This is a genomic window from Mycobacterium sp. SM1 (genome assembly GCF_018361265.1).
Classification (GTDB): domain Bacteria; phylum Actinomycetota; class Actinomycetes; order Mycobacteriales; family Mycobacteriaceae; genus Mycobacterium.
On the sequence record NZ_JAFLNH010000002.1, the window covers coordinates 237,494 to 261,926 of the forward strand.

The 24,433-nt window shown below is 67.2% G+C and carries 24 protein-coding genes; 19 read left to right on the plus strand and 5 right to left on the minus strand.

Annotation, left to right across the window (positions count from 1 at the left end; translation table 11 throughout):
- Positions 1 to 121 precede the first annotated feature (121 nt).
- From MSM1_RS22705 to MSM1_RS10815, 3 genes are all read right to left on the minus strand, one after another.
- The gene (locus tag MSM1_RS22705) at positions 122 to 976 is read right to left on the minus strand and encodes an SWIM zinc finger family protein (RefSeq protein WP_213442086.1); all 855 of its coding nucleotides are present in this window, start codon (positions 974 to 976) and stop codon (positions 122 to 124) included.
- Positions 969 to 4,004 (minus strand): DEAD/DEAH box helicase, encoded by a 3,036-nt coding sequence (locus MSM1_RS10810; protein ID WP_213442088.1) that lies wholly within the window; start codon positions 4,002 to 4,004, stop codon positions 969 to 971. Before MSM1_RS10810 ends, MSM1_RS22705 begins: the two co-directional genes overlap by 8 nt.
- Before the next feature lie 77 nt (positions 4,005 to 4,081).
- A complete protein-coding gene (locus MSM1_RS10815; protein ID WP_213442090.1) occupies positions 4,082 to 4,273 on the minus strand; it encodes a hypothetical protein in 192 nt (63 codons plus the stop codon).
- Between the two features lie 245 nt (positions 4,274 to 4,518).
- On the opposite strand from MSM1_RS10815, the gene MSM1_RS10820 reads away from it, so the two are divergent.
- From MSM1_RS10820 to sppA, 16 genes are all read left to right on the plus strand, one after another.
- Positions 4,519 to 5,979 (plus strand): DUF3375 domain-containing protein, encoded by a 1,461-nt coding sequence (locus MSM1_RS10820; protein WP_213442092.1) that lies wholly within the window; start codon positions 4,519 to 4,521, stop codon positions 5,977 to 5,979.
- 1 nt (position 5,980) lies between these two features.
- Positions 5,981 to 6,583 (plus strand): DUF4194 domain-containing protein, encoded by a 603-nt coding sequence (locus MSM1_RS10825; RefSeq protein ID WP_236055932.1) that lies wholly within the window; start codon positions 5,981 to 5,983, stop codon positions 6,581 to 6,583.
- Positions 6,580 to 9,981: an ATP-binding protein gene (locus MSM1_RS10830; RefSeq protein WP_213442094.1), complete on the plus strand. Its 3,402-nt coding sequence runs from the start codon at positions 6,580 to 6,582 to the stop codon at positions 9,979 to 9,981. The genes MSM1_RS10825 and MSM1_RS10830 overlap by 4 nt, the downstream gene beginning before the upstream one ends.
- Entirely contained in the window at positions 9,978 to 11,156 is a 1,179-nt protein-coding gene (locus MSM1_RS10835) for a Wadjet anti-phage system protein JetD domain-containing protein (protein WP_213442096.1), read from the plus strand. The genes MSM1_RS10830 and MSM1_RS10835 overlap by 4 nt, the downstream gene beginning before the upstream one ends.
- Positions 11,157 to 11,429: 273 nt before the next feature.
- A complete protein-coding gene (locus MSM1_RS10840; protein ID WP_213442857.1) occupies positions 11,430 to 12,956 on the plus strand; it encodes an HNH endonuclease signature motif containing protein in 1,527 nt (508 codons plus the stop codon).
- Positions 12,957 to 13,265: 309 nt separating this feature from the next.
- Positions 13,266 to 13,634, plus strand: a complete 369-nt coding sequence (gene rplN / locus MSM1_RS10845) for a 50S ribosomal protein L14 (protein WP_213442098.1) — start codon at positions 13,266 to 13,268, stop codon at positions 13,632 to 13,634.
- On the plus strand, positions 13,635 to 13,952 hold the full coding sequence (rplX, locus tag MSM1_RS10850; protein ID WP_213442100.1) for a 50S ribosomal protein L24: 318 nt from the start codon (positions 13,635 to 13,637) through the stop codon (positions 13,950 to 13,952). It abuts the gene before it with no gap.
- A 3-nt stretch (positions 13,953 to 13,955) separates the two neighbouring features.
- On the plus strand, positions 13,956 to 14,528 hold the full coding sequence (rplE, locus tag MSM1_RS10855; protein ID WP_213442101.1) for a 50S ribosomal protein L5: 573 nt from the start codon (positions 13,956 to 13,958) through the stop codon (positions 14,526 to 14,528).
- 4 nt (positions 14,529 to 14,532) lie between these two features.
- Positions 14,533 to 14,718: a type Z 30S ribosomal protein S14 gene (locus MSM1_RS10860; protein WP_213442103.1), complete on the plus strand. Its 186-nt coding sequence runs from the start codon at positions 14,533 to 14,535 to the stop codon at positions 14,716 to 14,718.
- A gap of 79 nt (positions 14,719 to 14,797) precedes the next feature.
- Entirely contained in the window at positions 14,798 to 15,196 is a 399-nt protein-coding gene (gene rpsH / locus MSM1_RS10865) for a 30S ribosomal protein S8 (protein ID WP_213442105.1), read from the plus strand.
- Positions 15,197 to 15,208: 12 nt separating this feature from the next.
- Positions 15,209 to 15,748: a 50S ribosomal protein L6 gene (gene rplF, locus MSM1_RS10870; protein WP_213442107.1), complete on the plus strand. Its 540-nt coding sequence runs from the start codon at positions 15,209 to 15,211 to the stop codon at positions 15,746 to 15,748.
- A 2-nt stretch (positions 15,749 to 15,750) separates the two neighbouring features.
- Entirely contained in the window at positions 15,751 to 16,158 is a 408-nt protein-coding gene (rplR, locus tag MSM1_RS10875) for a 50S ribosomal protein L18 (RefSeq protein WP_236055934.1), read from the plus strand.
- A gap of 49 nt (positions 16,159 to 16,207) precedes the next feature.
- Positions 16,208 to 16,900 carry a 30S ribosomal protein S5 gene (rpsE, locus tag MSM1_RS10880; protein ID WP_236055935.1) on the plus strand — a complete coding sequence of 231 codons (693 nt, stop codon included), beginning with the start codon at positions 16,208 to 16,210 and terminating at the stop codon, positions 16,898 to 16,900.
- Positions 16,893 to 17,096: a 50S ribosomal protein L30 gene (gene rpmD / locus MSM1_RS10885; protein ID WP_213442109.1), complete on the plus strand. Its 204-nt coding sequence runs from the start codon at positions 16,893 to 16,895 to the stop codon at positions 17,094 to 17,096. The genes rpsE and rpmD overlap by 8 nt, the downstream gene beginning before the upstream one ends.
- On the plus strand, positions 17,093 to 17,533 hold the full coding sequence (gene rplO, locus MSM1_RS10890; protein ID WP_213442111.1) for a 50S ribosomal protein L15: 441 nt from the start codon (positions 17,093 to 17,095) through the stop codon (positions 17,531 to 17,533). The genes rpmD and rplO overlap by 4 nt, the downstream gene beginning before the upstream one ends.
- A gap of 36 nt (positions 17,534 to 17,569) precedes the next feature.
- Entirely contained in the window at positions 17,570 to 19,378 is a 1,809-nt protein-coding gene (sppA, locus tag MSM1_RS10895; protein ID WP_213442113.1) for a signal peptide peptidase SppA, read from the plus strand.
- Here sppA and MSM1_RS10900 read toward each other — a convergent pair.
- The gene (locus MSM1_RS10900) at positions 19,364 to 20,287 is read right to left on the minus strand and encodes a class I SAM-dependent methyltransferase (protein WP_213442115.1); all 924 of its coding nucleotides are present in this window, start codon (positions 20,285 to 20,287) and stop codon (positions 19,364 to 19,366) included. The genes sppA and MSM1_RS10900 overlap by 15 nt on opposite strands.
- 142 nt (positions 20,288 to 20,429) lie before the next feature.
- Entirely contained in the window at positions 20,430 to 21,350 is a 921-nt protein-coding gene (locus tag MSM1_RS10905) for an SAM-dependent methyltransferase (RefSeq protein WP_213442117.1), read from the minus strand.
- 268 nt (positions 21,351 to 21,618) lie between these two features.
- Between MSM1_RS10905 and secY the strand changes: the two genes are divergently transcribed.
- The 3 genes from secY to map are packed head-to-tail and all read left to right on the plus strand — an operon-like array spanning position 21,619 to position 24,289.
- Positions 21,619 to 22,944: a preprotein translocase subunit SecY gene (secY, locus tag MSM1_RS10910; RefSeq protein ID WP_213442119.1), complete on the plus strand. Its 1,326-nt coding sequence runs from the start codon at positions 21,619 to 21,621 to the stop codon at positions 22,942 to 22,944.
- Positions 22,941 to 23,486, plus strand: a complete 546-nt coding sequence (locus tag MSM1_RS10915) for an adenylate kinase (protein WP_213442121.1) — start codon at positions 22,941 to 22,943, stop codon at positions 23,484 to 23,486. The genes secY and MSM1_RS10915 overlap by 4 nt, the downstream gene beginning before the upstream one ends.
- Before the next feature lie 2 nt (positions 23,487 to 23,488).
- Positions 23,489 to 24,289 (plus strand): type I methionyl aminopeptidase, encoded by an 801-nt coding sequence (gene map, locus MSM1_RS10920; protein ID WP_213442123.1) that lies wholly within the window; start codon positions 23,489 to 23,491, stop codon positions 24,287 to 24,289.
- Positions 24,290 to 24,433: the final 144 nt, after the last annotated feature.

Consider the following 24,433-nt stretch of genomic DNA (forward strand, 5'->3'; position numbering starts at 1 on the left):
GCGGCTCGTGGGGTGGCTGCTATGGGCAAGATCGGTGGATCGAAGGGGGCGGCGCCAACGTGTCGCCGACAACATGGAGCCTTCGGCCCGGTTCGCCGGCAGCGGCCAGTGCGCGTGGCGTTCATGCGGGTTCGGCCTGGCCACCGTGTCCGAGGGCGTGATAGGCGGGTCGCAGCAGCTCGGTCAGCGCCCGTCCGCGGACAGCGGCGCTGATGTCGGGCAGCTGGTCGAGCAGCGCCGCCGCCGGCGTCGCCGGCGGGTTGGGGACCCGCACCTCGGCCTGGCATGCGTAATAAGTGTCAATGCAGTCGGCGAGCGGTCGGGCTGGCTGTTCTGCGCGGTCGGCGACCGGTGCTCCGCCGGCGCGGACGGCGGACAGGTTGGCCAGCAGATCCTCGCGCTCGCGGCCCCGCCACGCCAGGATGGCGAACGGGTCATCGTCGAAGGACTCGGCCAGCAGGTAGAAGACGGCGGCCAGGTGCTTGCAGGGGACGGCGTAGTCGGGGCAGGCGCAATCCAGCGACAGCTCCCGCGCGGTCGCGGGGAACAGCGACAGGCCGAACCCGGCGAACACGTCCTCGATGTCCTCAGGCATCTCGCCGGCCAGTAGTTTAGCTGCGTACCAAGCATTTTCAGCAAGGCGGCGCTCAACTCGGGACCATTCGGACTTGCCGAATGCGGGGATCTGAATCCGGACCCGGTACGGGCGGGCCCTGCTGCCCTGCACCTCGGCGCTGACCAAGCCCGGATCCACCTCGAGCGCGATCACCTGCCCCTGGCGCGCGTAGGTCCGGCCGCGCTGCAGCCGACTACCCAGGCCGATGTCCTCCAGCACCGCGACGAACCGCTGCGACCACCAGGTCTGCGCGATGGCGCCGCGGGCGCTGCGGGCCTTGAGCCCGCCCTGCACGGGACGGGGTCGCGAGGGCTGGGGATACCAGCCCCGTGGAGGTGTCCGCCGGCGAGCCTTATTCACCGACGGCTCCCTCGGCCAGTGCGAACAGCTCACGCAGGTCGCGGGTGGACAGTTCGGTCAGCCAGCCTTCCCCGTCGGTGACCACCAGCTCGGCCAGCGCCTTCTTCTCCTCGATCATCTCGTCGATCTTCTCCTCGAGAGTGCCCGTGCAGATAAATTTGCGCACCTGCACCGTGCGGCGCTGTCCGATCCGAAACGCCCGGTCGGTCGCCTGATTCTCCACCGCCGGGTTCCACCACCGGTCCAGGTGCACAACATGATTGGCCGCGGTGAGGTTCAGCCCGGTGCCGCCCGCCCGCAACGACAGCAAAAAGATGGCCGGCCCGTCCCCGGACTGGAACCGGGCCACCATCTCGTCGCGGCGCTTCTTGGGGGTGCCACCGTGCAGGTAGGCGATGTCGCGGCCGAAGCGCGCGGCCAGGTGCGGCACCAGCAGCTCAGCGAACTCGGTGAACTGGGTGAAGCACAGCACCCGGTCACCCTCGGCCAGGACCTCCTCGAGGATCTCCTCGAGGCGGATCACCTTGCCCGAGCGCCGGCCGACGGGGGAGCGGTCGTGCAGCAGCTGCGCGGGGTGGTTGCACACCTGCTTGAGCTTGGCCATCGCGGCCAGCACGTTGCCGCGCCGCTCGATTCCCCGGGTGTTCTCGATCTTGTCGAGCATGTCGGCGACGACGGCCTGATACAGCGAGGCCTGCTCGGTGGTGAGCTGACAGTACTGTTTGATCTCGATCTTGTCCGGCAGGTCGTCGATGATCGCCGGGTCGGTTTTGACGCGGCGCAAGATGTAGGGCCGGGTGATCGCGCGCAGCCGCTCGGCCGGCTCGGTCTGGCCGTGCCGTTCGATCGGGATCGCGTAGCGGGTGCGGAACCGTTCTGAGGATCCGAGCAGGCCGGGATTAAGGAAGTCCATGATCGACCACAGCTCGGCCAGCCGGTTTTCCATCGGCGTGCCGGTTAGCGCCACCCGGTGCCCCGCTTGCAGCCGCCGCACCGCCTTGGCCGCCCGCGACAGGCTGTTCTTCACGGCCTGCGCCTCGTCCAGCACCACCCGGTTCCACTGGTAGCCGGCCAGCTCGTCGATGTCGCGGGTGGCGGTGGCATAGGTGCTGACGATCAGATCGGTGCGCTCGACGAGTTCAGCCAGCGCGTCGCCGTGCAGCCGCGCGCCGCCGTGGTGCGCGTAGACGCGCAGGCCGGGCGCGAATTTCGCCGCCTCCCGCTGCCAGTTACCGACCAATGACATCGGGCACAGCAGCAGCGTGGGACCGGCATTCGGATCCTGGTGTCGCTGAAAGGCTTCCATAGCCAGCAGCTGAACGGTCTTACCCAGGCCCATGTCGTCACCCAGGCAGCTGCCCAAGCCCAGCGAGGACAAAAACGCCAGCCACGACAGGCCGCGCTGCTGGTAGGGGCGCAGCGTCGCGGTGAATCCGTCCGGCGGCCACAGCGGCCGCAGCGTCTGCGCCGCGGCCCCACCGAGCAGGTCCCCGAGCCACCCGTCGGCGCGCACCGCGGTGACCTCGAGGGGGGTGTCGACGTCGTCTGGGTGGCGGGCGGCCAGCGCGAGGATCTCGGCCGCGGTCTTGCGGCCGGCGGGCTTGCGTGCCAAGAACTCCAGCCCGCGGCGCAGCTGCTCGGGATCCACCGCCACCCATTGGCCGCGCAGCCGGATCAACGGGGCCTTGGTCTCGGCAAGCGCCGCGATTTCGTCCTCGGTGAGCGTGTCGTCGCCGACGGCCAGCTCCCAGCGGAACTCAACGAGTTGGTCGCGACCGAACTTGCTGGCCTTGCTCACCACTCCGTCGACCGGGGTGTGCGCCGACAGCGCGAGCCCCAGCTTGCGCCGCCGATCCCACCAGGACGGCAGCAGCACGCCGAACCCCGCCTCGTCGAGCACCGCGGCCGTGTCCGACAGGAACCGGTAGGCGCCGTCGGCGTCGAGGGTGAGCTCGCATGGGTGCGCGGTGCGCAGGCCGGTCGCCAGCTCCGGGAAGATCCGGTTGGCCCGGCCCAGCTCGCTCAGCAGCAGCTCCTGCGGTCGCTCCAGCCACCGGCGCAGACTGCCGTCGTCATCCCACACCTGCTCGGCGGGGACGAGCAGGCTCGGGTCCTCCGTCGACTGCAACAGGAACTCCAGCCGCCACAACGAGCGGGCCCCAGCCTCGGTCTCGGCCTCGCCGTCGTCGGCTTCGGTTTCTGACAACCAGAATGTCGCCCTTGCCGGGCCGACCACGCCGGTGCCGACGTCGTCCCAGGGCCGCAACGCCTGGGCCAACGCATCGAGTTCGTCGGGTTCGGCCTCGAACCGGCCGTCCGGACCAGTCAGCGCCGTCAACCATTCCGCCACGACTGCTTGACGCTTGGCGCGGCCCCGGCGCGGGGGCGCCAGGTCGATCCCGGCCAACGCCTCGCGCATCGCGGCATCGACCATCGCATTCAGCGCCGACACCACCAGTTCGTGCGGGTCGTGTCCGCCCCGCTCGGCCCGGCACACCGGCGGCATCGCCGAGGTCAGCGAGCTCATCGCGACCACGTCGCGCCCCTGCAACACCGGACGCCAGCAGGCGATCGCGCCGTGCGTATCGCACCGCAGCTGTGGCAGGACGCGACCCCGCTCGGCCAGCTCACGTGCGAACGCAGCCAGTTCGGCCAGGTAGCCGACGGACGCGCCATAGCGGATGTCGGCCACCGGCTCGTCGAGCGCCGCCAGCGCGGCTCCGGCATCCAGTTGCACGACCGGAACCGCCCACGCCAGCAGCGTCGGGTTGGTTCGCGCGGCCGGGCGCGGGATGATCCCGATCAGCTCCGGCGAGTCCAGCGGCGCCGACCGCAACGACGGCAACAGCAGCACGGAACTACCCTGCTTGCCCGGATGAATCTCCGCGATCGCGTCGGCGGGCGCCGCGAACGGGTGCGGCCGCGCCGAACGCAACGCCTGACTCGGGCTCTTCACCGTCAGATCGGAGTCCTCCGCCCACAGCCGCAAATCCCCCGACATGGACCAGAAGCCGTGCAGGACCAGCATTCAGTTCCCTCTCATCGTGCCGCGCGCTACCACGCTAACCGGGGGACGCCGCCGCGCGGCTGCGCCGCGCCGGGCAGCTACCCGAGATCCTCACGCTCGTCCTCGAAGCACCCGAACGGTGCCCCGCCGGGGGTGTAGCCGACGACGAGCATCCGCTGATCGCCCACCCAGACCCACTCGGGATCGTCGAATTGCCCGGCGTCGAGATTGTCCGCGGGCCGGTGAGCACGTTTCGGAGTTGCCCTGCGCCTGTCGCGCCGTCGTGGCATGGACCGAGTGTGTTGGGTGGCAGCAGCTTTGCCGCGTTCGTGCTCGACTAGCCGCTCTTCCAGCGCCAACGTCGCGACTCGATGACATCGTCAGATGCTGAGCAAGTGGGCAAAGGTGGTCCGTCCGCACACTCCGCTCACCTCGGCGACATCCGCCGAATCGGCCGCCCGGGGATCTGCGACGGCTCCCAGACAGACACGCACGCCTAGCAGAGGATGTCGGTGACCGGCGATACGGTTGGCCGGTGCGGTACGAGGAGATCGCGGCGCTGCGCGCCGGAAGCCCGGCCTGGCGGCTGCTGCGCGCCGACAACGCGGCGCTGATCTTGTCCTTCCTCGGCCGGGTGTTCATCGAGGAGAACGTCCGCGACATCGCGGCGTCGCAGCTGATCAGCCGGCTGGACGACGAGCTGTTCGCCCTGGGCGAGCGGCTGGGCGAGCAAGCCTACCCGAAATCGGCGCGGGCGTATCTCGACGATTGGTCGGCGCCCGAGGTCGGCTGGCTGCGCAAGTACTATCCGCCCGGCTGCGACGAGCCGCACTACGACGCCACCCCGGCGGTCGAGAAGGCCGTGGCCTGGGTACGCGGCCTGCGTGACCGGTCGTTCGTCGGCACCGAGTCCCGGCTCAACACCATCTTCGAGCTGCTGCGTCAGCTGGTGTTCGGCCTGCAGACCGATGCCCGAGCCCGCCTTGACGAGCTCGAACGCCGACGCGCCGAAATTGACGACGAGATCGCCGCGGTCGCTGGCGGCGACTTCGCGGTCCTGGATCCCGCCTCCGCGCGCGACCGGTATCAACAGTTCGCCGACACCGCGCGGGGGCTGCTGGCCGACTTCCGGGAGGTGGAGGCCAATTTCCGCCGCCTCGACCGGGAGATGCGGGAACGCATCGCCACCTGGGATGGGGCGAAGGGGGAGCTGCTCGACGACATCGTGGGCGGACGCAGCCACATCAGCGACTCCGACCAGGGCCGCAGTTTTCAGGCCTTCTACGACCTGCTGCTCTCGCCGCGTCGCCAGCATGAGCTGACCGAGCTGCTGGAAAAGGTGCACCGGCTGGGTCTGATGGATCCCAAGAACAACCCGGATAACGCCCGGCTGCGCTTCATCCACCACGACTGGCTCGACGCCGGCGAGCGCGCCCAAGCCACGGTGCGGCAGTTGTCCGAGCAGCTGCGGCGTTTCCTCGACGACCAGGTGTGGCTGGAAAACCGCCGGGTAATGCAACTGCTGCGCAGCATCGAGGCCAATGCGCTGGCGCTGCGTGATCAGCGCACCGCCGGGCTCACCCAAAAGATCGACGCCAGCGCCCCGGTGGTGCGGCTGCCCATGGAGCGGCCGCTCTACAGCAGGCCCCGCGCCGCCGCGGTGGACAGCAGCGGTGTCGAGCAGGGACGGTTTGACAGCGAGGTCGCCGCGCTGTTCGAGCAGACCTATGTCGATCCGCGGCCGCTGATCGGCTCGGTGCGCCGGGCGTTGCAACGTGCCGGTCAGGTCGGCTTGCGTGACGTCATCGCCGAGAATCCGATCAGCCAGGGGCTCGCCGAGCTCATCACCTACATGTCGCTCGACGACGAGGCGTTTCGCACCGTGTTCGACGAGACCGCCCGCGATACCGTGGCATGGACCGACGAGGCCGGGCTGGTCCGCGTCGCCACGCTTCCAAGGATTATCTACGCGCGCAATGGATTACACGGAGATTGACATGGCAACGACGCGCACCGTGCCCCGCGACGAGCTCAACCTGCCGCTGGTGGTGACCCACCTGATGAAGGGTGTGGTGTACCGCGACACGCATGAAAAGGTGTGGCAGCACTTGGTCCAGCTGGTGCCGCGGGTCGGCGACTACGTCGCGACCATGGGGCTTGTCGTGGTGGTCGACGAGTCCGAGGGATATGCGTTCCTGCGCTCCAAGCCCGACGACCCGGACGACGATCGGGATATTCCCCGGCTGATCCCGCGGCACGCGTTGTCGTTTCACACCAGCCTCCTGCTCGCCCTGCTGCGCAAGAAACTCGCCGAATCCGACGCCGCCGACGACAGCTATCGGGTGATCCTGAGCCGCGAGCAGCTTCTCGAGATGATGGCGATGCTCATGCCCACCTCCACCAACGAGGCCAAGATCACCGAGAACATCGACCGCACCATCGCCAAGGTTGTCGACCTCGGGTTCTTAAGGCGAATACCCAAGCAAGACAACCAGTTCGAGGTGCGTCGGGTACTGAAGGCGTTTGTGGACGGGCAGTGGCTCTCGGATTTCGACGCCCGTCTGGCCGAGTACGCGGCCGAGCTGGAGCGCGAGCGGTGACCGGGTTGTTCTCGCCGATCGACCTCGACGATGGGCTTGACGCGCTGACCGGTTTCCGGTTGCAGCGGCTCGAGGTGCTCAACTGGGGAACATTCGATCGACGGGTATGGCGACTGCAGCTCGACGGGCGCAACGGCCTGCTCACCGGGGATATCGGCTCGGGCAAATCAACCCTCGTCGACGCCGTCACCACCTTGCTGGTGCCCGCGCACCGCATCGCCTACAACAAGGCGGCCGGCGCCACGGCGCGGGAACGGGATCTGCGGTCATATGTGCTGGGCTACTACAAGTCCGAGCGCAACGAGGCGACGGGAAGCTCGCGTCCCGTCGGGCTGCGCGGCCCCGGCACCTACTCGGTGGTGCTGGGGTATTTCCGCAATGCTGGTTTTGGGGCCGGGTTCGGCGCCGATGTCACGCTGGCGCAGGTGTTCTCGATGAAAGAGGGCGTCAGCGGCCGGCCGGACCGCTTCTACGTCATCGCCGACGCGGAATTATCCATCACCGAGCACTTCAGCGGCTTCGGCTGCCAACTCACCACCCTGCGCAAGCGGTTGCGGCAGGCGGGCGCAGCGGTTTTCGACCATTTCCCCGAGTACAGCCGTGATTTCCGGCGCAAGCTGTCCATCGCCTCCGAGCAGGCGGTGGAGCTCTTCCACCAAACGGTGTCGATGAAGTCGGTCGGCGATCTCAACGACTTCGTCCGCGACCACATGCTCGAACCGTTCGACGCCGCCGCGTGGGTGCACAAGCTGATCGCGCATTTCGACGACCTGACCAAGGCACACGACGCGGTCGTGATGGCGCGGGCCAAACTCGCCGACCTGGCCCCGCTGGTGGCGGACTGCGACGCTCACGACGAACTGGCGAAACGGCTCACCGAGCTGCACGGCCAGCGGGATGCGTTGCGCTACTACTTCGCCGGGCTTCGGGCGCGGCTGCACACCGAGCACGCCCGGGCGCTGACCCGGGCACTGGCCGACGCCGAGCATCGTCGCGCCGGGGTCGAGAAGAGTTTGGCGTCGCTGCGTGCGGCGCTGGCCAGCCTACAACTGGAGCGGGCCGGTCATGGCGGCGCCGTGATCGCCGAGATCGACCGGCAGATCGAGGACCGATCGTCGCGGCGGGAGGACCGGCAGCGCCGTCACGGCCAGTACGACGACTGTCTGCGGCGCGCCGGCCTGGATGCGGTCGCCGACGCGGGCCAGTTCCAGCAGCGCAGGGCCGAGATCGTCGCGGGCTCGACGGATGTGCGGGCGGCAATGGCCGATGTCTACAACCAGAGCACCGATGCCAAGGTGGTCCACCGGGCGTTGCAGGCGGAAGCCACCGAGATCGCAACCGAATTGGCGAGCCTGCGTCAGCGCCCGAGCAACATCCCGGATCACCACGTGCGGATCCGCGAACGCTTGTGTGCCGAGTTGCGCGTCGATCCGTCGAGAATTCCGTTCGCCGGCGAGCTGATTCAGGTTGCCCCGGAGCAAGCCGACTGGGAAGGCGCCGCCGAACGTGTCCTGCACGGGCTGGGGGTGTCGCTGCTGGTGCCCCAGGAGCTGTATCGGCCGGTCTCCGACTGCGTGGATGTCAACCATCTGGGCGGCAAGCTCGTCTACTACCGGGTGCCGGCGACCGTTTCCCGGCAAGGCGTCGAAAGACCCGGGCCCACCGCCCTTGCCCACAAGCTGCAGATCAAGGACGGGCCCTTCTACGCGTGGCTCGAGCGTGAGCTTGCCAGGCGCGCGCCGCACGCCTGCGTGGACAGCATGGACGACTTCCGCAGGCACGAGTTCGCGGTGACCCGCGCCGGGCAGATCCGCGGCCGCGGTGGCCGGCACGAAAAGGACGATTCGCACCGCATCGACGATCGCCGGTTTTACGTCCTGGGCTGGAGCAACGAGCAGAAGATCGATGCGCTGCTTGCCGACGGTCAGCGGGTGCACGCCGAACTCAACCGCGTCGAGGCCACACTGGCCCGGCTGGCCGCCGAGCTGGAGACGATCGGCCGCCGCAAGTCGGCGCTCGACCAGCTCGAGGCATTGGCTACCAGCTATGACGACATCGACTGGGAGTCACTGGTCACCGAGATCGATCGCCTCGCCAGGCGCAAGCGCGAGTTGGAGGCGTCATCCGGTGAGCTGGCCCGCATCGGCCGTGAGATCGCGCGGGTCGAGGCCGAGATCGAGGCGGCAGACGAGCAGCGTCGCCGCGCCGAGCAGGACATCGGCAAGCTGTCTCAGGATCGGGAGCGGGCCGAAGCCGGCGCAGCCGCGGCGGCAACGATCGCGGCCGAGCCGGGCGCCGCCGCGGCCGTGCGGTACTACGACGCGCTGGCCGCCCGGGTCGGCGCCGACCCGGCGACCGCGGACGCCTGTGCGGACGAGGAACCCAAGCACTACCGGGCGCTGACCACGGAAGCGGAAGCCCTCGGCGCCAAAGCCGAGCAGCTCGGTCGCCGGATTGTCGGGCGGATGGCCGAGTTCCGCCGTAAGTATCCTCATGACGCCCTCGAGATGGACGACAGCCTGGCGGCCGCCGGCGAGTACCGCGCCCTGCGCGCGCGACTGCTCAGCGACGATCTGCCGCGTTTCGAGGCCGCGTTCAAGGAATACTTGAACACCAACACGATTCGTGACATCGCCGGATTCCACTCCGAGCTGAGCAAACAAGTCGAGCTGATCGGGTCGCGCATCGAGGTCATCAACGAGTCCCTGGTGGGGATCGACTACAACCCTGGCCGCTACATCCGGCTCGAGGAATCGCCCACCCCCAACCGGGAGATCCGCGAGTTCCGCGATGAGCTGCGCCGATGCAGCGACGGCTCGATCGGCGCCGAGGCGGGCGACCAGTACTCCGAAGAGCGGTTTTTGCTGGTCAAGGATCTGATCGAGAAGTTCCGCGGCCGGGAGGGGATGACCGAGGCCGACCGCAACTGGGTGAAGCGGGTCACCGATGTGCGCAACTGGTGCACGTTCGCCGCCTCGGAGCGGTGGCGCAGCGACGACAGCGAGTACGAGAACTACACCGACTCCGGCGGCAAGTCCGGTGGGCAGAAAGAGAAGCTCGCTTATACCATCCTGGCGGCATCATTGGCCTATCAGTTCAACCTCAAGTGGGGAGTGAAGCGCTCCAAGGACTTTCGTTTCGTGGTGATCGACGAGGCGTTCGGCCGCGGCTCGGATGACTCGACCCGCTTTGCGTTGTCGTTGTTCGCCAAGCTGGGCCTGCAACTGCTGATCGTCACCCCGCTGCAGAAGATCCACGTCATCGAGCCGTTCGTATCCTCGGTGGGTTTCGTTGAGAACAAGCACGGCAACAGCTCTGCGCTGCAATGCCTGACCATCGAGGAATACCGCGCCCGCAAACGGCTGCACAGCATGGTCAGCGTCGACGGCGCGCCGTGACCGAGTGGTCGACTCCGGCGAGCATCCGCGCTCGGCTGCGCAAGAAGTGGGACACCGGCGCCCTGTTGGCGCAGCGGGCCCGGGGTGAGGCGTTCACCCCGATCGAGCTGCGGCTCCGCGGACCGACGGCGGGCGAGCTCGGTCCGCGATACCCCGAGGTTTCCGCGTGGGTACGGCAGTGGGCTGATCATCCTGGCCCGTTTACGCTGTCCACGAAGACGATCGGTGGGCGCCACATCGGGGCCAACGCGGTCCCCGACCGCTTCCGCATCGAGACATTCGAGGATCTCAGCTGCTTCCTGGGCACCACCGGCGAGGCCCACCGGCATCGCGAGCTGCTGACGCTAACCAACGAGGCTCTCCCCCAGCTTCATTCATGGGTTGTTGACAAACCCATGCGCGCCTTGGCGCACCAGGAGTACTTCGAGCGGCTGCTGGCATGCGTGCGCTGGGTCGTTGACAACGCCGGCCGTGGCCGTTACCTGCGCCAGATCGACGTGCCCGGTGTGGACACCAAGTTCATCGAAGGCCACCGCGCGATCCTGGCCGAACTCGTCGACGTTGTCGCGGCGTGCCGCACGGTCGCAGACGCGCACGACTTCGCGGCCCGGTATGGCTTCCGCGGCAAGCCGTCACGGGTCCGGATCCGCATCCTCGACCCGGTGGTGTCGCGTTTTCCGGCGGGCATCACCGACGTGGAACTATGCGCCGACGAGCTGGCCCTTCTGCCGCTGGGCGTCGAGCGGGTCTTCGTCGTGGAGAACGAGGTGACCTGCCTGGCGTTTCCTGCTGTTGCGCGGTCGCTGCTGATCTTCGGCGGGGGATACGCGGTGTCTCGTGTCAGCCGTTTGGGCTGGCTGCGCGAGGTCCCGCTGTATTACTGGGGTGACATCGACACCCACGGTTTTGCGATTCTCGACCGGCTGCGCGCCGGCTTCCCGTCCGCGCGGTCGATGCTGATGGACCGCGCCACCCTGCTGGCCCACGAAACCCATTGGGACCGTGAGCCCGTCCCGGTGAATACGGATCTGGCGCATCTGACCGGCGAAGAGGCCGCGCTGTATCGGGATCTCGTCGAGGACACCTTCGGCACGGCGGTGCGGCTGGAGCAAGAGCGAATCAGTTACCCGATGCTGGAAGCAGCGGTGTCGGCGACGCTCGGAGATCGCCGGTAGCCGCTCAATCTGACCGCCGCGGCAGTTGCGGCCGGCTGCGGTTGCCTCGACGATATCGCCAGAATCGGCCACACAGCCGAGTCCCACGGGCTCAAGGGAAGTGTGAGGGGGAGGCCTTCGCGACGAAACGCTGTTGGCATGTCCGCACGTTCCGCTCGCCTTGCCACCGGCGGCGCGATCAGCTTGTTGCCGGTTAACCACAGCTCCCACTTCATCCACAGCCGGCTGCTCGGGCCAGATTGCTTGTCGGACGCCTCGCCTAGTATCGAAACCATGTTCGAGCAGTCGCCTGGCCTTGTGTCCCCGCCGGAGGCGATGGCCCGCTTTGACGAGTTGTTTGAGCGGCGGTATCCGTCGCGCACGCCCGAGTCGGCGGCGCTGCTGGATCGGATCTGCGCGTGCGCGCGGGCAGAGAATCGGGCGGCTGCCGCGGAGCTGGCCGCGATTGGGGAGCTGTTCGCCTATCGGCTCTCGCGCTGCTCGGACAACAAGGAGTGGGCGGTGGACACCGAGGAGGCGGTGACCGCGGAGCTGGCTGCCGCGCTGCGGATCAGCCAGGGATTGGCGGCCAGCCGGTTGCGCTATGCGCGAGCGATGCGGGAGCGGCTGCCCAGGGTGGGCGAGGTGTTCAAGGCGGGGGATATCGATTTTCGGATGTTCGCCACGATGGTGTATCGCACCGATTTGATCACCGAGCCCGAGGTGCTGGCGGCGGTGGATGCCCGGTTGGCGGTCAACGCGGCGCGCTGGCCGTCGATGACGCGGGGCCGGTTGGCCGCCCAGATCGATAAGATCGTCGCCAAGGCCGACGCCGATGCGGTGCGCCGTCGCACCCAGCGTCAGAGCGAGCGCGAGATCTGGATCGGTGACCTGCTCGAGGGCGGTATCTCTGCGATCCACGGTAGTCTGTTGACCCCTGATGCGCATGCTCTGGACAAGCGGTTGACGGCGCTGGCGGCCACGGTCTGTGAGCATGATCCGCGCAGCCATCAGCAGCGCCGCGCCGATGCCCTGGGGGCGCTGGCGGTCAGGGCGGATCGGCTGGCATGCCGTTGCGGGCGGCCGGACTGCGTGGCGGGCGCCAAGCCAGCGCCGGGTCCGGTGGTGATTCATGTGATCGCCGAGCAGGCCACCCTGGATGGAACGGGCACCGAGGCGGGGTCGTTGGTGGGCGCCGACGGGCTTATCCCGCCCGAACTGGTTGCCGAGCTAGCCCGCTCGGCCAAGCTGGTGCCGCTGGTGCATCCCGGTGATGGCCCGCCCGAGCCGGGCTATGTGCCCTCCAAGGCGCTGGCCGATTTTGTGCGCTGCCGAGATCTGACCTGTCGCTGGCCCGGCTGTGACCGCCCAGCGCACGACTGCGATCTGGATCATACGATCCCGTACTCCAACGGCGGGCCCACGCATGCGTCGAACCTGAAGTGCTATTGCCGCACTCACCATTTGGTGAAGACGTTTTGGGGCTGGCGGGACAAGCAATTGCCGGACGGGACGCTGATTTTGACCTCGCCGTCGGGACACACCTATGTGACCACCCCCGGTAGCGCCCTGCTGTTTCCCAGCTTGTGCCGCGCCACCGGCGCCATGCCGGTACCCGAAGCCGACCCTGCGATCGACTACTGCGGGGACCGCACCGCGATGATGCCCACCCGGCGGCGCACCCGGGCGCAAAACCGGGCCTGGCGCATCGCCACCGAACGTCGGCAAAACCACCAGGCCCGCTACGTCCGGCGGGCCGAATGCCTGAGCTACTTCGGGCCGACCCCACCCCAGAATGACCACGATCCACCATCGTTTTAGACCATCGCGGTCAGTTCGCCACCGCGTCGTCGCTGAGCGTCGCCGGCCCTGGTTTGCGCGGCAGCCTGCAGCAGCAAAGCGGCCAGGAGATTTGGCTTCGGGCAGGTCCTCACCTAGACTCTAGGGGTTGCCGTGGGCAGACCTCGGCTGGCGGTTGTCGGCCCTGCGTGCCCATCGGCGGCAAAGACCACCCACGCCAGGTCTTCGGTGGGAACCCCCACCGGGACGGCGGTGTGCACACGTTCGACCCGGTCGCCCGACGGGCAGTTCGCGCCGAGACGCCGGGACAGGCGGGACAGAGGAGATCTGGTGATCCAGCAGGAGTCGCGGCTGAAGGTGGCCGATAACACCGGCGCCAAGGAGATCCTGTGCATCCGCGTGCTCGGCGGCTCCGGGCGCCGCTACGCCGGCATCGGCGACGTCATCGTGGCGACGGTCAAGGACGCGATCCCCGGTGGCAGCGTCAAGCGTGGCGACGTGGTGAAAGCCGTGGTGGTGCGCACGGCCAAGGAACGGCGCCGGCCCGACGGCAGCTACATCAAGTTCGATGAAAACGCCGCGGTGATCATCAAACCCGACAACGACCCACGCGGAACCCGTATCTTCGGGCCGGTCGGTCGTGAGCTGCGGGAGAAGCGATTCATGAAGATCATCTCGCTGGCCCCGGAGGTGCTGTAGATGAAAGTGCACAAGGGCGACACCGTGCTGGTCATCTCGGGTAAGGACAAGGGCGCTAAAGGAAAAGTGCTGCAAGCCTATCCGGCGCGCAACAAGGTGCTCGTCGAGGGTGTGAACCGGATCAAGAAGCACACACCGGTCTCGGCCACCCAGCGTGGCGCTCGATCCGGTGGGATCGTCACTCAGGAAGCCCCGATCCACGTCTCCAATGTGATGGTGGTCGACTCCGACGGAAAGCCCACCCGAGTCGGCTATCGCATCGATGAGGAGACCGGCAAAAAGATCCGTATCTCCAAGCGTAACGGCAAGGACATTTAGGCGATGAGCACCACTGATACGCCGGCCAAGCTTCAGCCGCGGCTGAAGGTGCGCTACCGCGAGGAAATCCGGGATGCGCTGCAGAAGCAGTTCGGCTATGCCAACGTCATGCAGATCCCGACCGTGGTGAAAGTCGTCGTCAACATGGGCATCGGCGAGGCCGCCCGCGACGCCAAACTGATCAATGCCGCGGTCAACGACGTGGCGATGATTACCGGCCAGCGACCCGAAATCCGCCGGGCCCGCAAGTCGATCGCCCAGTTCAAGCTGCGCGAAGGCATGCCGATCGGGGTACGGGCGACGCTGCGGGGCGACCGGATGTGGGAGTTTCTCGACCGGCTCACCTCGATCGCGCTGCCGCGTATCCGTGACTTTCGCGGGCTTTCGCCCAAGCAGTTCGACGGCGCCGGCAACTACACGCTGGGGCTGTCCGAGCAATCGGTATTCCACGAGATCGACGTGGCCAAGATAGACCGGCCCCGCGGCATGAATATCAGTGTCGTCACCTCGGCGACGACAGACGACGAAGGACGGGCGCTGTTGCGGGCCCTCGGCTTCCCGTTTAAGGAGAATTGAGCGGATGGCGAAAAAGGCACTGGTAATTAAAGCTCAGCGCAAACCGAGGTTCGCCGTGCGCGCCTACAGTCGCTGCAGCAAGTGTGGCCGGCCCCGCGCGGTCTACCGCAAGTTTGGGTTATGCCGAATCTGCTTGCGGGAGATGGCGCATGCCGGCGAGCTGCCGGGTGTGCGAAAGAGCAGTTGGTGAACCGTGAGGAAGGTGAGCCGGCGCTGATGACACGCGCTGTCGACGACGCAAAGCGCGGCGATGAGGAGGAGCGGCGCTTATGACAATGACGGACCCGATCGCAGACTTCTTGACGCGTCTGCGCAACGCCAACTCGGCATACCACGACGAAGTCCGGCTGCCGCACTCCAAGCTCAAGGCCAACATCGCCGAGATCCTCAAGAACGAAGGCTATATCAGCGATTACCGCGTCGAGGACGCCCGGGTGGGAAAGGCCCTGGTCATTCAGCTCAAGTACGGCCCAAACCGAGAACGCAGCCTGGCCGGGCTGCGCCGGGTCTCCAAACCGGGCTTACGGGTCTACGCGAAATCCGACAAGCTGCCACGGGTGCTCGGTGGCCTGGGGGTGGCGATCATCTCGACGTCGTCGGGTCTGCTCACCGACCGCCAGGCGGCCCGGCAGGGCGTGGGCGGCGAAGTCATCGCGTACGTGTGGTGAGGGGGCCAACAGATGTCACGCATTGGTAAGCAACCGATTCCGGTTCCCGCCGGAGTCGATGTGACGATTGACGGCCGGCAGGTGTCGGTCAAAGGACCCAAGGGCACCTTGGAGCTGAGGGTAGCCGAGCCGATCACGGTGTCCCGCAACGACGACGGCGCTATCGTGGTGAGCCGTCCCGACGACGAGCGACGCAGCCGCTCACTGCATGGGTTGTCCCGCACCCTGGTGGCCAACCTGGTGACCGGGGTGACGCAGGGCTACACCACCAAGATGGAGATCTTCGGTGTCGGTTACCGCGTGCAGCTCAAAGGCCCCAACCTGGAGTTCGCCCTGGGTTATAGCCATCCCGTGGTCATCGAGGCGCCCGAAGGCATCACGTTCACGGTCGAGTCACCCACGAAGTTCTCCATCTCCGGAATCGATAAGCAAAAGGTGGGCCAGGTCGCGGCGAACATCCGGCGGCTGCGCCGCCCCGACCCGTATAAGGGCAAGGGTGTGCGCTACGAAGGTGAGCAGGTTCGCCGCAAGGTCGGAAAGACAGGTAAGTAATCATGGCCACAGCACAATCGGACATTGCCTCGCGAAAACGGGTGGGGCAGGGCATTTCCGGGGTGCGCAGGGCCGCACGGCTGCGCAGGCACGCACGGATCCGCAAAAAGATCTCCGGCACACCGGAGCGTCCCAGGCTGGTGGTGCACCGCTCCGCGCGGCACATCCACGTGCAACTGGTCAACGACGTCAATGGCACCACCCTGGCCGCTGCCTCCTCGATCGAAGCCGACGTGCGCGCGGTGCCGGGCGACAAGAAGGCCCGCAGCGTGCGCGTGGGGCAGTTGATTGCCGAGCGGGCCAAGGCCGCGGGCATCGACACCGTGGTGTTCGACCGGGGCGGGTACAAGTATGGCGGGCGGATCGCGGCACTGGCCGACGCCGCGCGGGAGAGCGGATTGAAGTTCTGATGACCAGCGCGCTCATCGACTTTTCGAACATGACGGGAAGGACCGCATAATGGCGGAGCGACCGGCCGGGGCGGCCGCGCAGGAAGGGTCGGCGACCATAGGCGGTGCCGACACCCGCGCCGAGGGCCGAGACACGCGGGAAAGCCGAAGCCGCCGGGAGGGCGGTCGGGGCCGCGACGGCGAGAAGACCAATTACCTGGAGCGTGTTGTCGCGATCAACCGCGTCTCCAAAGTGGTCAAGGGCGGCCGGCGGTTCAGCTTCACCGCTTTGGTCATCGTGGGCGACGGCAACGGCCTGGTCGGGGTCGGCTACGGCAAGGCCAAAGAAGTCCCGGCCGCGATCGCCAAAGGGGTCGAGGAGGCGCGCAAGAACTTCTTCCGGGTGCCGCTGCTGGACGGCACCATCACCCATCCGGTGCAGGGTGAGGCTGCCGCCGGAGTGGTGCTGTTGCGTCCGGCCAGCCCCGGCACCGGCGTGATCGCCGGGGGTGCCGCCCGCGCTGTGCTGGAATGCGCTGGGGTGCGGGACATTTTGGCGAAGTCGCTGGGCAGCGACAACGCGATCAACGTCGTGCACGCCACGGTGGCCGCGCTGCAGCTGTTGCAGCGCCCCGAGGAGGTGGCGGCGCGGCGCGGCTTGCCAATCGAGGACGTCGCTCCGGCGGGGATGCTCAAGGCGCGCCGGGAGAGTGGAGTGGCGGCGACGATCGCTGCGCGTGAGGGAGCGGGATACCATGGCTGAGCTGAAGATCACCCAGGTGCGCAGCACGATCGGGGCGCGCTGGCGCCAGCGTGAGAGCCTGCGCACACTGGGCCTGCGGCGGATCCGCCATTCGGTGATCCGGGAGGACAACGCGCAAACCCGCGGGCTGATCGCGGTCGTGCGCCATCTGGTCCGGGTGGAACCCGTCGAGGCGCCCAGCGGAGGTGAGAAGTGACGATCAAGCTTCACGATCTGCGCCCCGCGCGCGGGGCGAAAACCAAACGCACTCGTGTCGGTCGCGGTGAGGGCTCCAAAGGCAAGACCGCCGGTCGGGGCACCAAGGGGACCAAGGCCCGCAAGAGCGTTCCGGTGACGTTCGAGGGCGGTCAGATGCCGATTCACATGAGGCTGCCGAAGTTGAGGGGTTTCCGCAACCGGTTTCGTATCGAATACGAGATCGTCAACGTGGGCGATATCAACCGGCTGTTTCCTGCCGGCGGGTCGATCGGTGTCGACGACCTGGTGGCCAAGGGTTTGGTACGCAAGAATTCGTTGGTCAAAGTGCTCGGCGACGGCAAGCTGACCGCCAAAGTCGAGGTGACCGCGCACAAGTTCAGCGGCAGCGCGCGGGAGAAGATCACCGCCGCCGGCGGGTCGGTCACCGAGCTGTAAGGCAGTGCGCGGTTCGCGCGCCGGTAGGCTCGACGCATGTTCGCCTTGCTGCCTGAGCTTCCCGGCATCGGCGGAGTGCGGGCCCTGGCTCGCCGCGTCGATGCCGCCCGCCATCACGGTGTGCCCACCGGGTGCGTGCTAGAGCTGGATTTGCGCTCCGCGCCGCCGGAGACCGCCGGCTTTGACCCGCTTGCGATCATCACCGGCAGCGGCCGACCGCTGGTGCTCCGCGACGTGGTGGCCGCGATCCACCGCGCCGCCGACGATCGGCGCGTCGCCGGGTTGATTGCGCGCGTGCAGCTTACGGCGGAGCCGGTGGGGCCCATTCAAGAGCTGCGCGATGCGATCACGGCGTTTACCGCGGCGAAGCCGTCGCTGGCCTGGGCCGAAACCTACCCGGGCACGCTGTCGTACTACCTGGCGTCGGCGTTCGGCGAGATTTGGATGCAGCCCTCGGGAACCGTCGGGCTGGTCGGCTTTGCCACCCACGCCGTGTTCTTACGCCACGCGCTGCGCAAAGTGGGCATCGAAGCCCAGCTGGTCATGCGCGGTGAATACAAGTCGGCGGCGAATCGCTATACCCAGGACCGCTACACCGACGCGCACCGTGAAGCCGACACGAGGTTGCTGGAGAGCCTGCACGCCCAGGTGTGGCAGGCGGTCTCCGAGTCCCGCAAGATCGCACCCGACGTGATTGACCGGCTTGCCGACCGGGCACCGCTGCTGCGTGACGAGGCGGTGGCCTCGGGCTTGGTCGACCGGATCGGATTTCGTGACCAAGCCTATGCCCGGATCGCGGAACTCGTTGGCGCGGAGGGAATTTCACCAGATACCGGAGATGCCGACACGGACCGGAACGCACCGCCGCGGCGGTATCTGGCGCGCTACGCCCGGGCGAGCGGGCCGCGGTCCACACTGCCTTTGCCACCCTTGCCGCGGGTTCCGGGCCGCAAACCCAAACCGAAGATCGCGGTTGTCACCGTGGCCGGGCTGATCGTCAACGGACGCGGCGGCCCGACGATGGTGCCTTTCGGTCCTTCCGTCGCCGGCGGCGACACCATCGCGGCAGCGCTGCGCGACGCGGCCGCCGACGACTCGGTGTCGGCGATCGTGCTGCGGGTCGACAGCCGCGGCGGTACCCTCACCGCCTCGGAAACCATTTGGCGGGCGGTAGCGAAAGCCCGCGAACGCGGCAAGCCGGTAGTGGCATCGCTGGGTGCCGTCGCGGCCTCGGGCGGTTATTACATTGCAATGGGCGCCAACGCAATCGTGGCCAACCCGGGCACCATCACCGGTTCGATCGGTGCCCTGGCCGGCAAGTTCGTGGCGCGGGAGCTCAAGGACCGGCTGGGCATCGGCTTCGACGGCGTACGCACCAACGCCAACGCGGATGCCTGGTCGATCAACGCGCCCTTCACACCGGAGCAGCAGGCCCGGGTCGAGGCCGAAATAGACCTGTGCTACCGCGACTTCGTGCAGCGCGTCGCGGAGGGGCGCCATCTGAGCACCGAAGCTGTGGAGGCTGTTGCGCGGGGCCGGATCTGGACCGGAGTGGACGCCTTCGAGCGGGGCCTGGTCGACGAGCTGGGCGGGTTGCGCGCAGCGGTGCGCCGCGCCAAAATTCTGGCCGGCCTGGATGAAGACACCGAGGTCCGGCTCGTCAGCTACCCCAGCGCCTCCCTGCGGGAGCTCATCCGGCAACGGCCGTCCTCACAGCCGGGTGCGGTGTCGCTGCCCGGCGTGGCCGGCGTACTGGGCCGGGCGGTTGCCGGGATCATCGGGCAGGCCGAGCAGACGTCGACGGGGGTCAGCGTGCTGTGGCTGGGAGAGTCACGATTCCGGTAGTTTCGCGGTGACGTAGCTCATATCGCCGAAGTTAGTCATCGTGTCATCGTCGGGAAACTCAAAACCGTTGCGCGCATACAGTTCTCTGGCAGTGTGTGCGGTCACCTGCCAGCCGTGAGCGGTCAGGTAGTCGATGACGCTGCTGCGTTCACCGCGGTAGACGAGCTCCGCCATGTCCAGGTCCAGGCCCAGCCGCCGCCACCGCTCGGCGAGTCGCGGTGCTCGCTGCTCGAAGAAGGCGTCGGGGTCTGGCAGATATTCGGTGGCGACCCAGCTGCCGGGTGCGCTGAGGGCGGTGACGCTGTCGAATAGCCGATCCTGGGCGTCGGGCGGCAGATACGGCAACAGGCCCTCGGCGCTCCACGCTGTCGGCCGGTGCGTATCGAAACTATGCTGGCGCAACATGGTTGGCCAGTCGTTTCGCAGGTCGATGCCGATCGCACGGTGATCTGCTGCCGGACGAGCACCCAGACCGGCCAGGGTGCGGGTCTTAAAGCCGATGACCTGCGGCTGGTCGATCTCGTAGACCACCATGCCCGCGGGCCATCGCAACCGGTAGGCCCTGGTGTCCAGGCCTGAGGCGAGGATCACGGCCTGACGCGCCCCCTCGTCGGCGGCCGCGGTGAAGAAGTCATCGAAGTATCGGGTGCGAACGGTGATTCGCTCCCTCATCGTCTGCGGACGCAGAAATGCGTCATCCTCGAACGCGATCTCGCCGTCGATCATCCGCACAAACGGCTCCAGCCCCACCGCCCGCACCAGCGGGTCGGCCAGCGGATCATCCAGTAGCGGGTTAGGCCCCTGCGAGGCCAGCGCCCGCGAGACCGCCACCATGGTGGCGGTCATCCCGACGCCGGTCGCCAGGTCCCAGCTATCGCCCTCAGATCGTGCTGTGCCGGCGCCCGCCATCAATCAATCCCTTCCCTACGGATGCTTACTTAGCCAGTGTAAGAAGTTCGCGCGGTCCAGGGCCAGGTATCACGGTCGAGGGCCGAAGACCAGAAGTGACCTGGCGGTGGCCACGGCAGCAGCCGACCGTGCAGCCGGCAAGTCAACGGCGGGTGGCGATGACGGAGACGACATTGCGGAACGGGGCCACGGTGTCATCGTCGTCCGGAAAATTAAAATTGCGGCCGTAGTCGGCGAACAACTCCCGCCGCAGCCTAGTGGCTACCTGCCAACCCCGCTCGGTCAAATAGTCGACGACGTTGCTGCGCTCGCCTTCGTAGAAAAGACCCGACAAATCGACGTCGCAGCCGAGCTTGGCCCATCGATCGTGGAACGCCCGGGCGCGCTGGGTCATCGTCGCATCGCCATCCGGATGGTATTCGGTGGCGAGTCGACTGCCGGCAGCGCTAAGCGCGGTGATGTCGTCGAACAGCCGGTCCTGGGCCTGCGGCGGCAGGTACATCAATAGGCCCTCGGCGCTCCAGGCCGACGGCCTGGTGTCATCGAAACCGTGGCGCCGCAACGCGGTCGGCCAGTCGTCTCGCAGGTCGATGCCGATCGTGCGACGCTCGGCGGCCGGCGTGGCGCCCAGCCGCGACATGGTCTCGTTTTTGAACGCGATGACCTTGGGCTGGTCGACCTCGTAGACGACGCTGCCCGCCGGCCACGCCAACCGGTACGGCCGGGCGTCCAAGCCGGCGGCCAAGATCACCGCCTGACCGATACCGGCGGCCATGGCGTTCGTGAAGAACTCATCGAAGAAGCGGGTGCGCACCGCTATCGAGTCGGTCACCAGTTGCAGCTCTCGCCGTGCCTCGTCAGGGGCCTTCGCCGTTACGATCTCACCGTCGACCAGGCGGGTGAAAAAGTCGATGCCCACCGCTCGCACTAGCGGCGCGGCGAACGGGTCGCTGATGATCGGGTCGGCTTCCCGGCTGACCAGCGCCCGGGCCGCGGCGACCAGCGTCGCCGTCGCACCCACGCTGGAGGCCAAATCCCAGGTATCCCTATCGCTGCGTGTCATAGGACTCTCCCCAGCTCTCCAGGCGACAGCTAAAGCCCAGCTGATACTTAGCCAATATAACAACTCACCGCAACTGTACGCCTGGCGTCGGGACCCGCTGTTCGCGCTGCTAGTCTCGTAGACTGTTCGACATAGTCTCATAAGACTGTTCGACGCGTGCCCGGACCGCTCCCCAGCCTGCGGGTGCTGGGCGCGTGACATGGATTGCCCGACGCCGGCCGGCCCGGTCGGCAAGCCGTGACCGGGGTTCGGCCGCGCAGGAGGAAAAGTGCTTTCGGCTTTCATCTCATCGCTGCGGACAGTCGACTTGAGGCGAAAGATCCTGTTCACGCTGGGCGTCGTCATCGTCTACCGGATCGGGGCCTCCCTGCCGTCTCCGGGCGTGAACTACCCGAATGTGCAGAAGTGCATCGCGCAGGTCAGCGGCGGCGAAGCGGGGCAGATCTACTCGTTGATCAACCTGTTCTCCGGCGGCGCGCTGCTGAAGCTGACGGTGTTCGCGGTCGGGGTGATGCCCTACATCACCGCCAGCATCATCGTGCAGCTGCTCACCGTGGTGATCCCGCGATTTGAGGAGCTGCGCAAGGAGGGCCAGTCCGGGCAGGCCAAAATGACCCAGTACACCCGCTACCTGGCGATCGCGCTGGCCATCCTGCAGGCCACCAGCATTGTCGCGCTGGCGGCCAACGGCGGGCTGCTGCAGGGCTGCACCCTGAACATCATTGCCGACCAGAGCATTTTCACCCTGGTCGTCATCGTGCTGGTGATGACCGCCGGCGCGGCGCTGGTGATGTGGATGGGCGAGATGATCACCGAGCGTGGCATCGGCAACGGCATGTCGCTGCTGATCTTCGTCGGTATCGCCGCCCGCATCCCGGTCGAGGGCAAATCCATCTTGGACAGCCGGGGTGGGGTGGTGTTTGCCGCGGTGTGCGTGGCCGCGCTGATCATCATCGTGGGCGTGGTGTTCGTGGAGCAGGGGCAGCGTCGCATCCCGGTGCAGTACGCCAAGCGCATGGTCGGCCGGCGCATGTACGGCGGCACCTCGACGTATCTGCCGCTGAAGGTCAACCAGGCCGGTGTTATCCCGGTGATCTTCGCGTCCTCGCTGATCTACATTCCGCAGCTGATCACCCAGCTGGTACGCAGCGGCAGAGGCGGCCTGGGCAATAGCTGGTGGGACAAATTCGTCGCCAGCTATCTATCCAACCCCGGCAACTCGGTGTACATCGCCATCTACTTCGGGCTCATCATTTTCTTCACATACTTTTACGTCTCGGTCACGTTCAACCCCGACGAGCGTGCCGACGAGATGAAAAAGTTCGGCGGCTTCATTCCCGGTATCCGGCCGGGCCGGCCGACCGCTGACTACCTGCGCTTCGTGCTGAGCCGGATAACGCTGCCGGGCTCGATCTATCTCGGTGTGATCTCGGTGCTGCCCAATCTGTTCCTGCAGATCGGCACCACCGGGACGGTGCAGAATCTGCCGTTCGGCGGCACCGCGGTTCTGATCATGATCGGCGTCGGTTTGGACACGGTGAAACAGATCGAGAGCCAACTCATGCAACGTAACTATGAGGGATTTTTGAAGTGAGAGTCGTTTTGCTGGGGCCGCCCGGGGCGGGAAAGGGCACCCAGGCTGAGAGGTTGGCCGAGAAACTCGGGGTTCCCCACATCTCTACCGGAGAGCTGTTCCGGCAAAACATCCGCGCGGGCACCGAGCTGGGTTTGCAGGCCAAGCGTTACCTAGACGCCGGTGATTTGGTGCCCTCCGAGCTGACCAACGCGCTGGTCGAGGACCGCCTCGGCAAGCCCGACGCCGCGGCCGGCTTCGTCTTGGACGGCTATCCGCGCTCCCTCGAGCAGGCCCAAGCGTTGCACGACATGCTGGAACGCCGTGGCGCCAAGATCGATGCGGTACTGGAATTGCGGGTATCGCAAGAGGAGTTGCTCAAGCGACTCAACGGGCGGGGGCGCCCCGACGACACCGAGGACGTCATCGTGAACCGTATGAAGGTCTACCGCGAGGAGACCGCGCCGCTGTTGGCGTATTACCGTGGCCAGCTGAAGAGCGTCGATGGCGTCGGCGCCGTCGACGAGGTGTCCGCCCGAGCGCTGCGAGCGTTAGGGAAATAACGGTGATCACCCTGGCAGGACTGCGCCAGCGCAAGGTGGTTCCGCGGCGCAGCGCGGGCGAACTCGACGCGATGGCCGCGGCCGGTGCCGTGGTCGCCGCCGCGCTGCGTGCGGTGCAGGGCGCCGCAATCGCCGGGACGTCAACCCTGACCCTGGACGAGATCGCCGAATCGGTGATCCGCGATGCCGGTGCCACCCCGTCATTTCTGGGGTACCACGGCTATCCGGCGTCGATCTGCGTGTCGATCAACGATCGGGTGGTGCACGGCATCCCGTCCGCCGCGGAGATCCTGGCACCCGGTGACCTGGTGTCCATCGACTGCGGCGCAATCCTGGAGGGCTGGCACGGGGACGCCGCCATCACCTTTGGCGTCGAGGCGCTCAGCGCCGACGACGACGCGCTGTCACGGGCGACCAGGGAATCTTTGGAGGCCGGGATCGCCGCGATGACTCCCGGCAATCGGCTGAGCGATGTGTCCCACGCCATCGAAACGGGGACGCACGCCGCCGAGGTCCGCTATCGGCGCAGGTTCGGCATCGTCGAAGGCTATGGGGGTCATGGCATCGGACGGCGCATGCACATGGAGCCGTTCGTACCCAACGAGGGATCTCCGGGGCGCGGTCCGCTGCTGGCCCCGGGTTCGGTGCTGGCGATTGAACCCATGTTGACGCTGGGATCCGGCAAAACCGTTGTGCTCGATGACCAGTGGACGGTCACCACCGTCGACGGGTCGCGTGCCGCACACTGGGAGCACACCGTCGCGGCAACCGAGGACGGCCCCCGCATCTTGACCCTCGGCTAAGCACCGGCACGGAATCGCGCACCGGCGGGGCCGGGTGACGCGGCCGAAAGTAGGGCAGGGGCTCGGCTGCACGCTATGGTGTTCGGCCTCTTCAGCGATGCACCGCAAATTCTCAGCCTGGGCGAAGAGGAACGATCATAGACT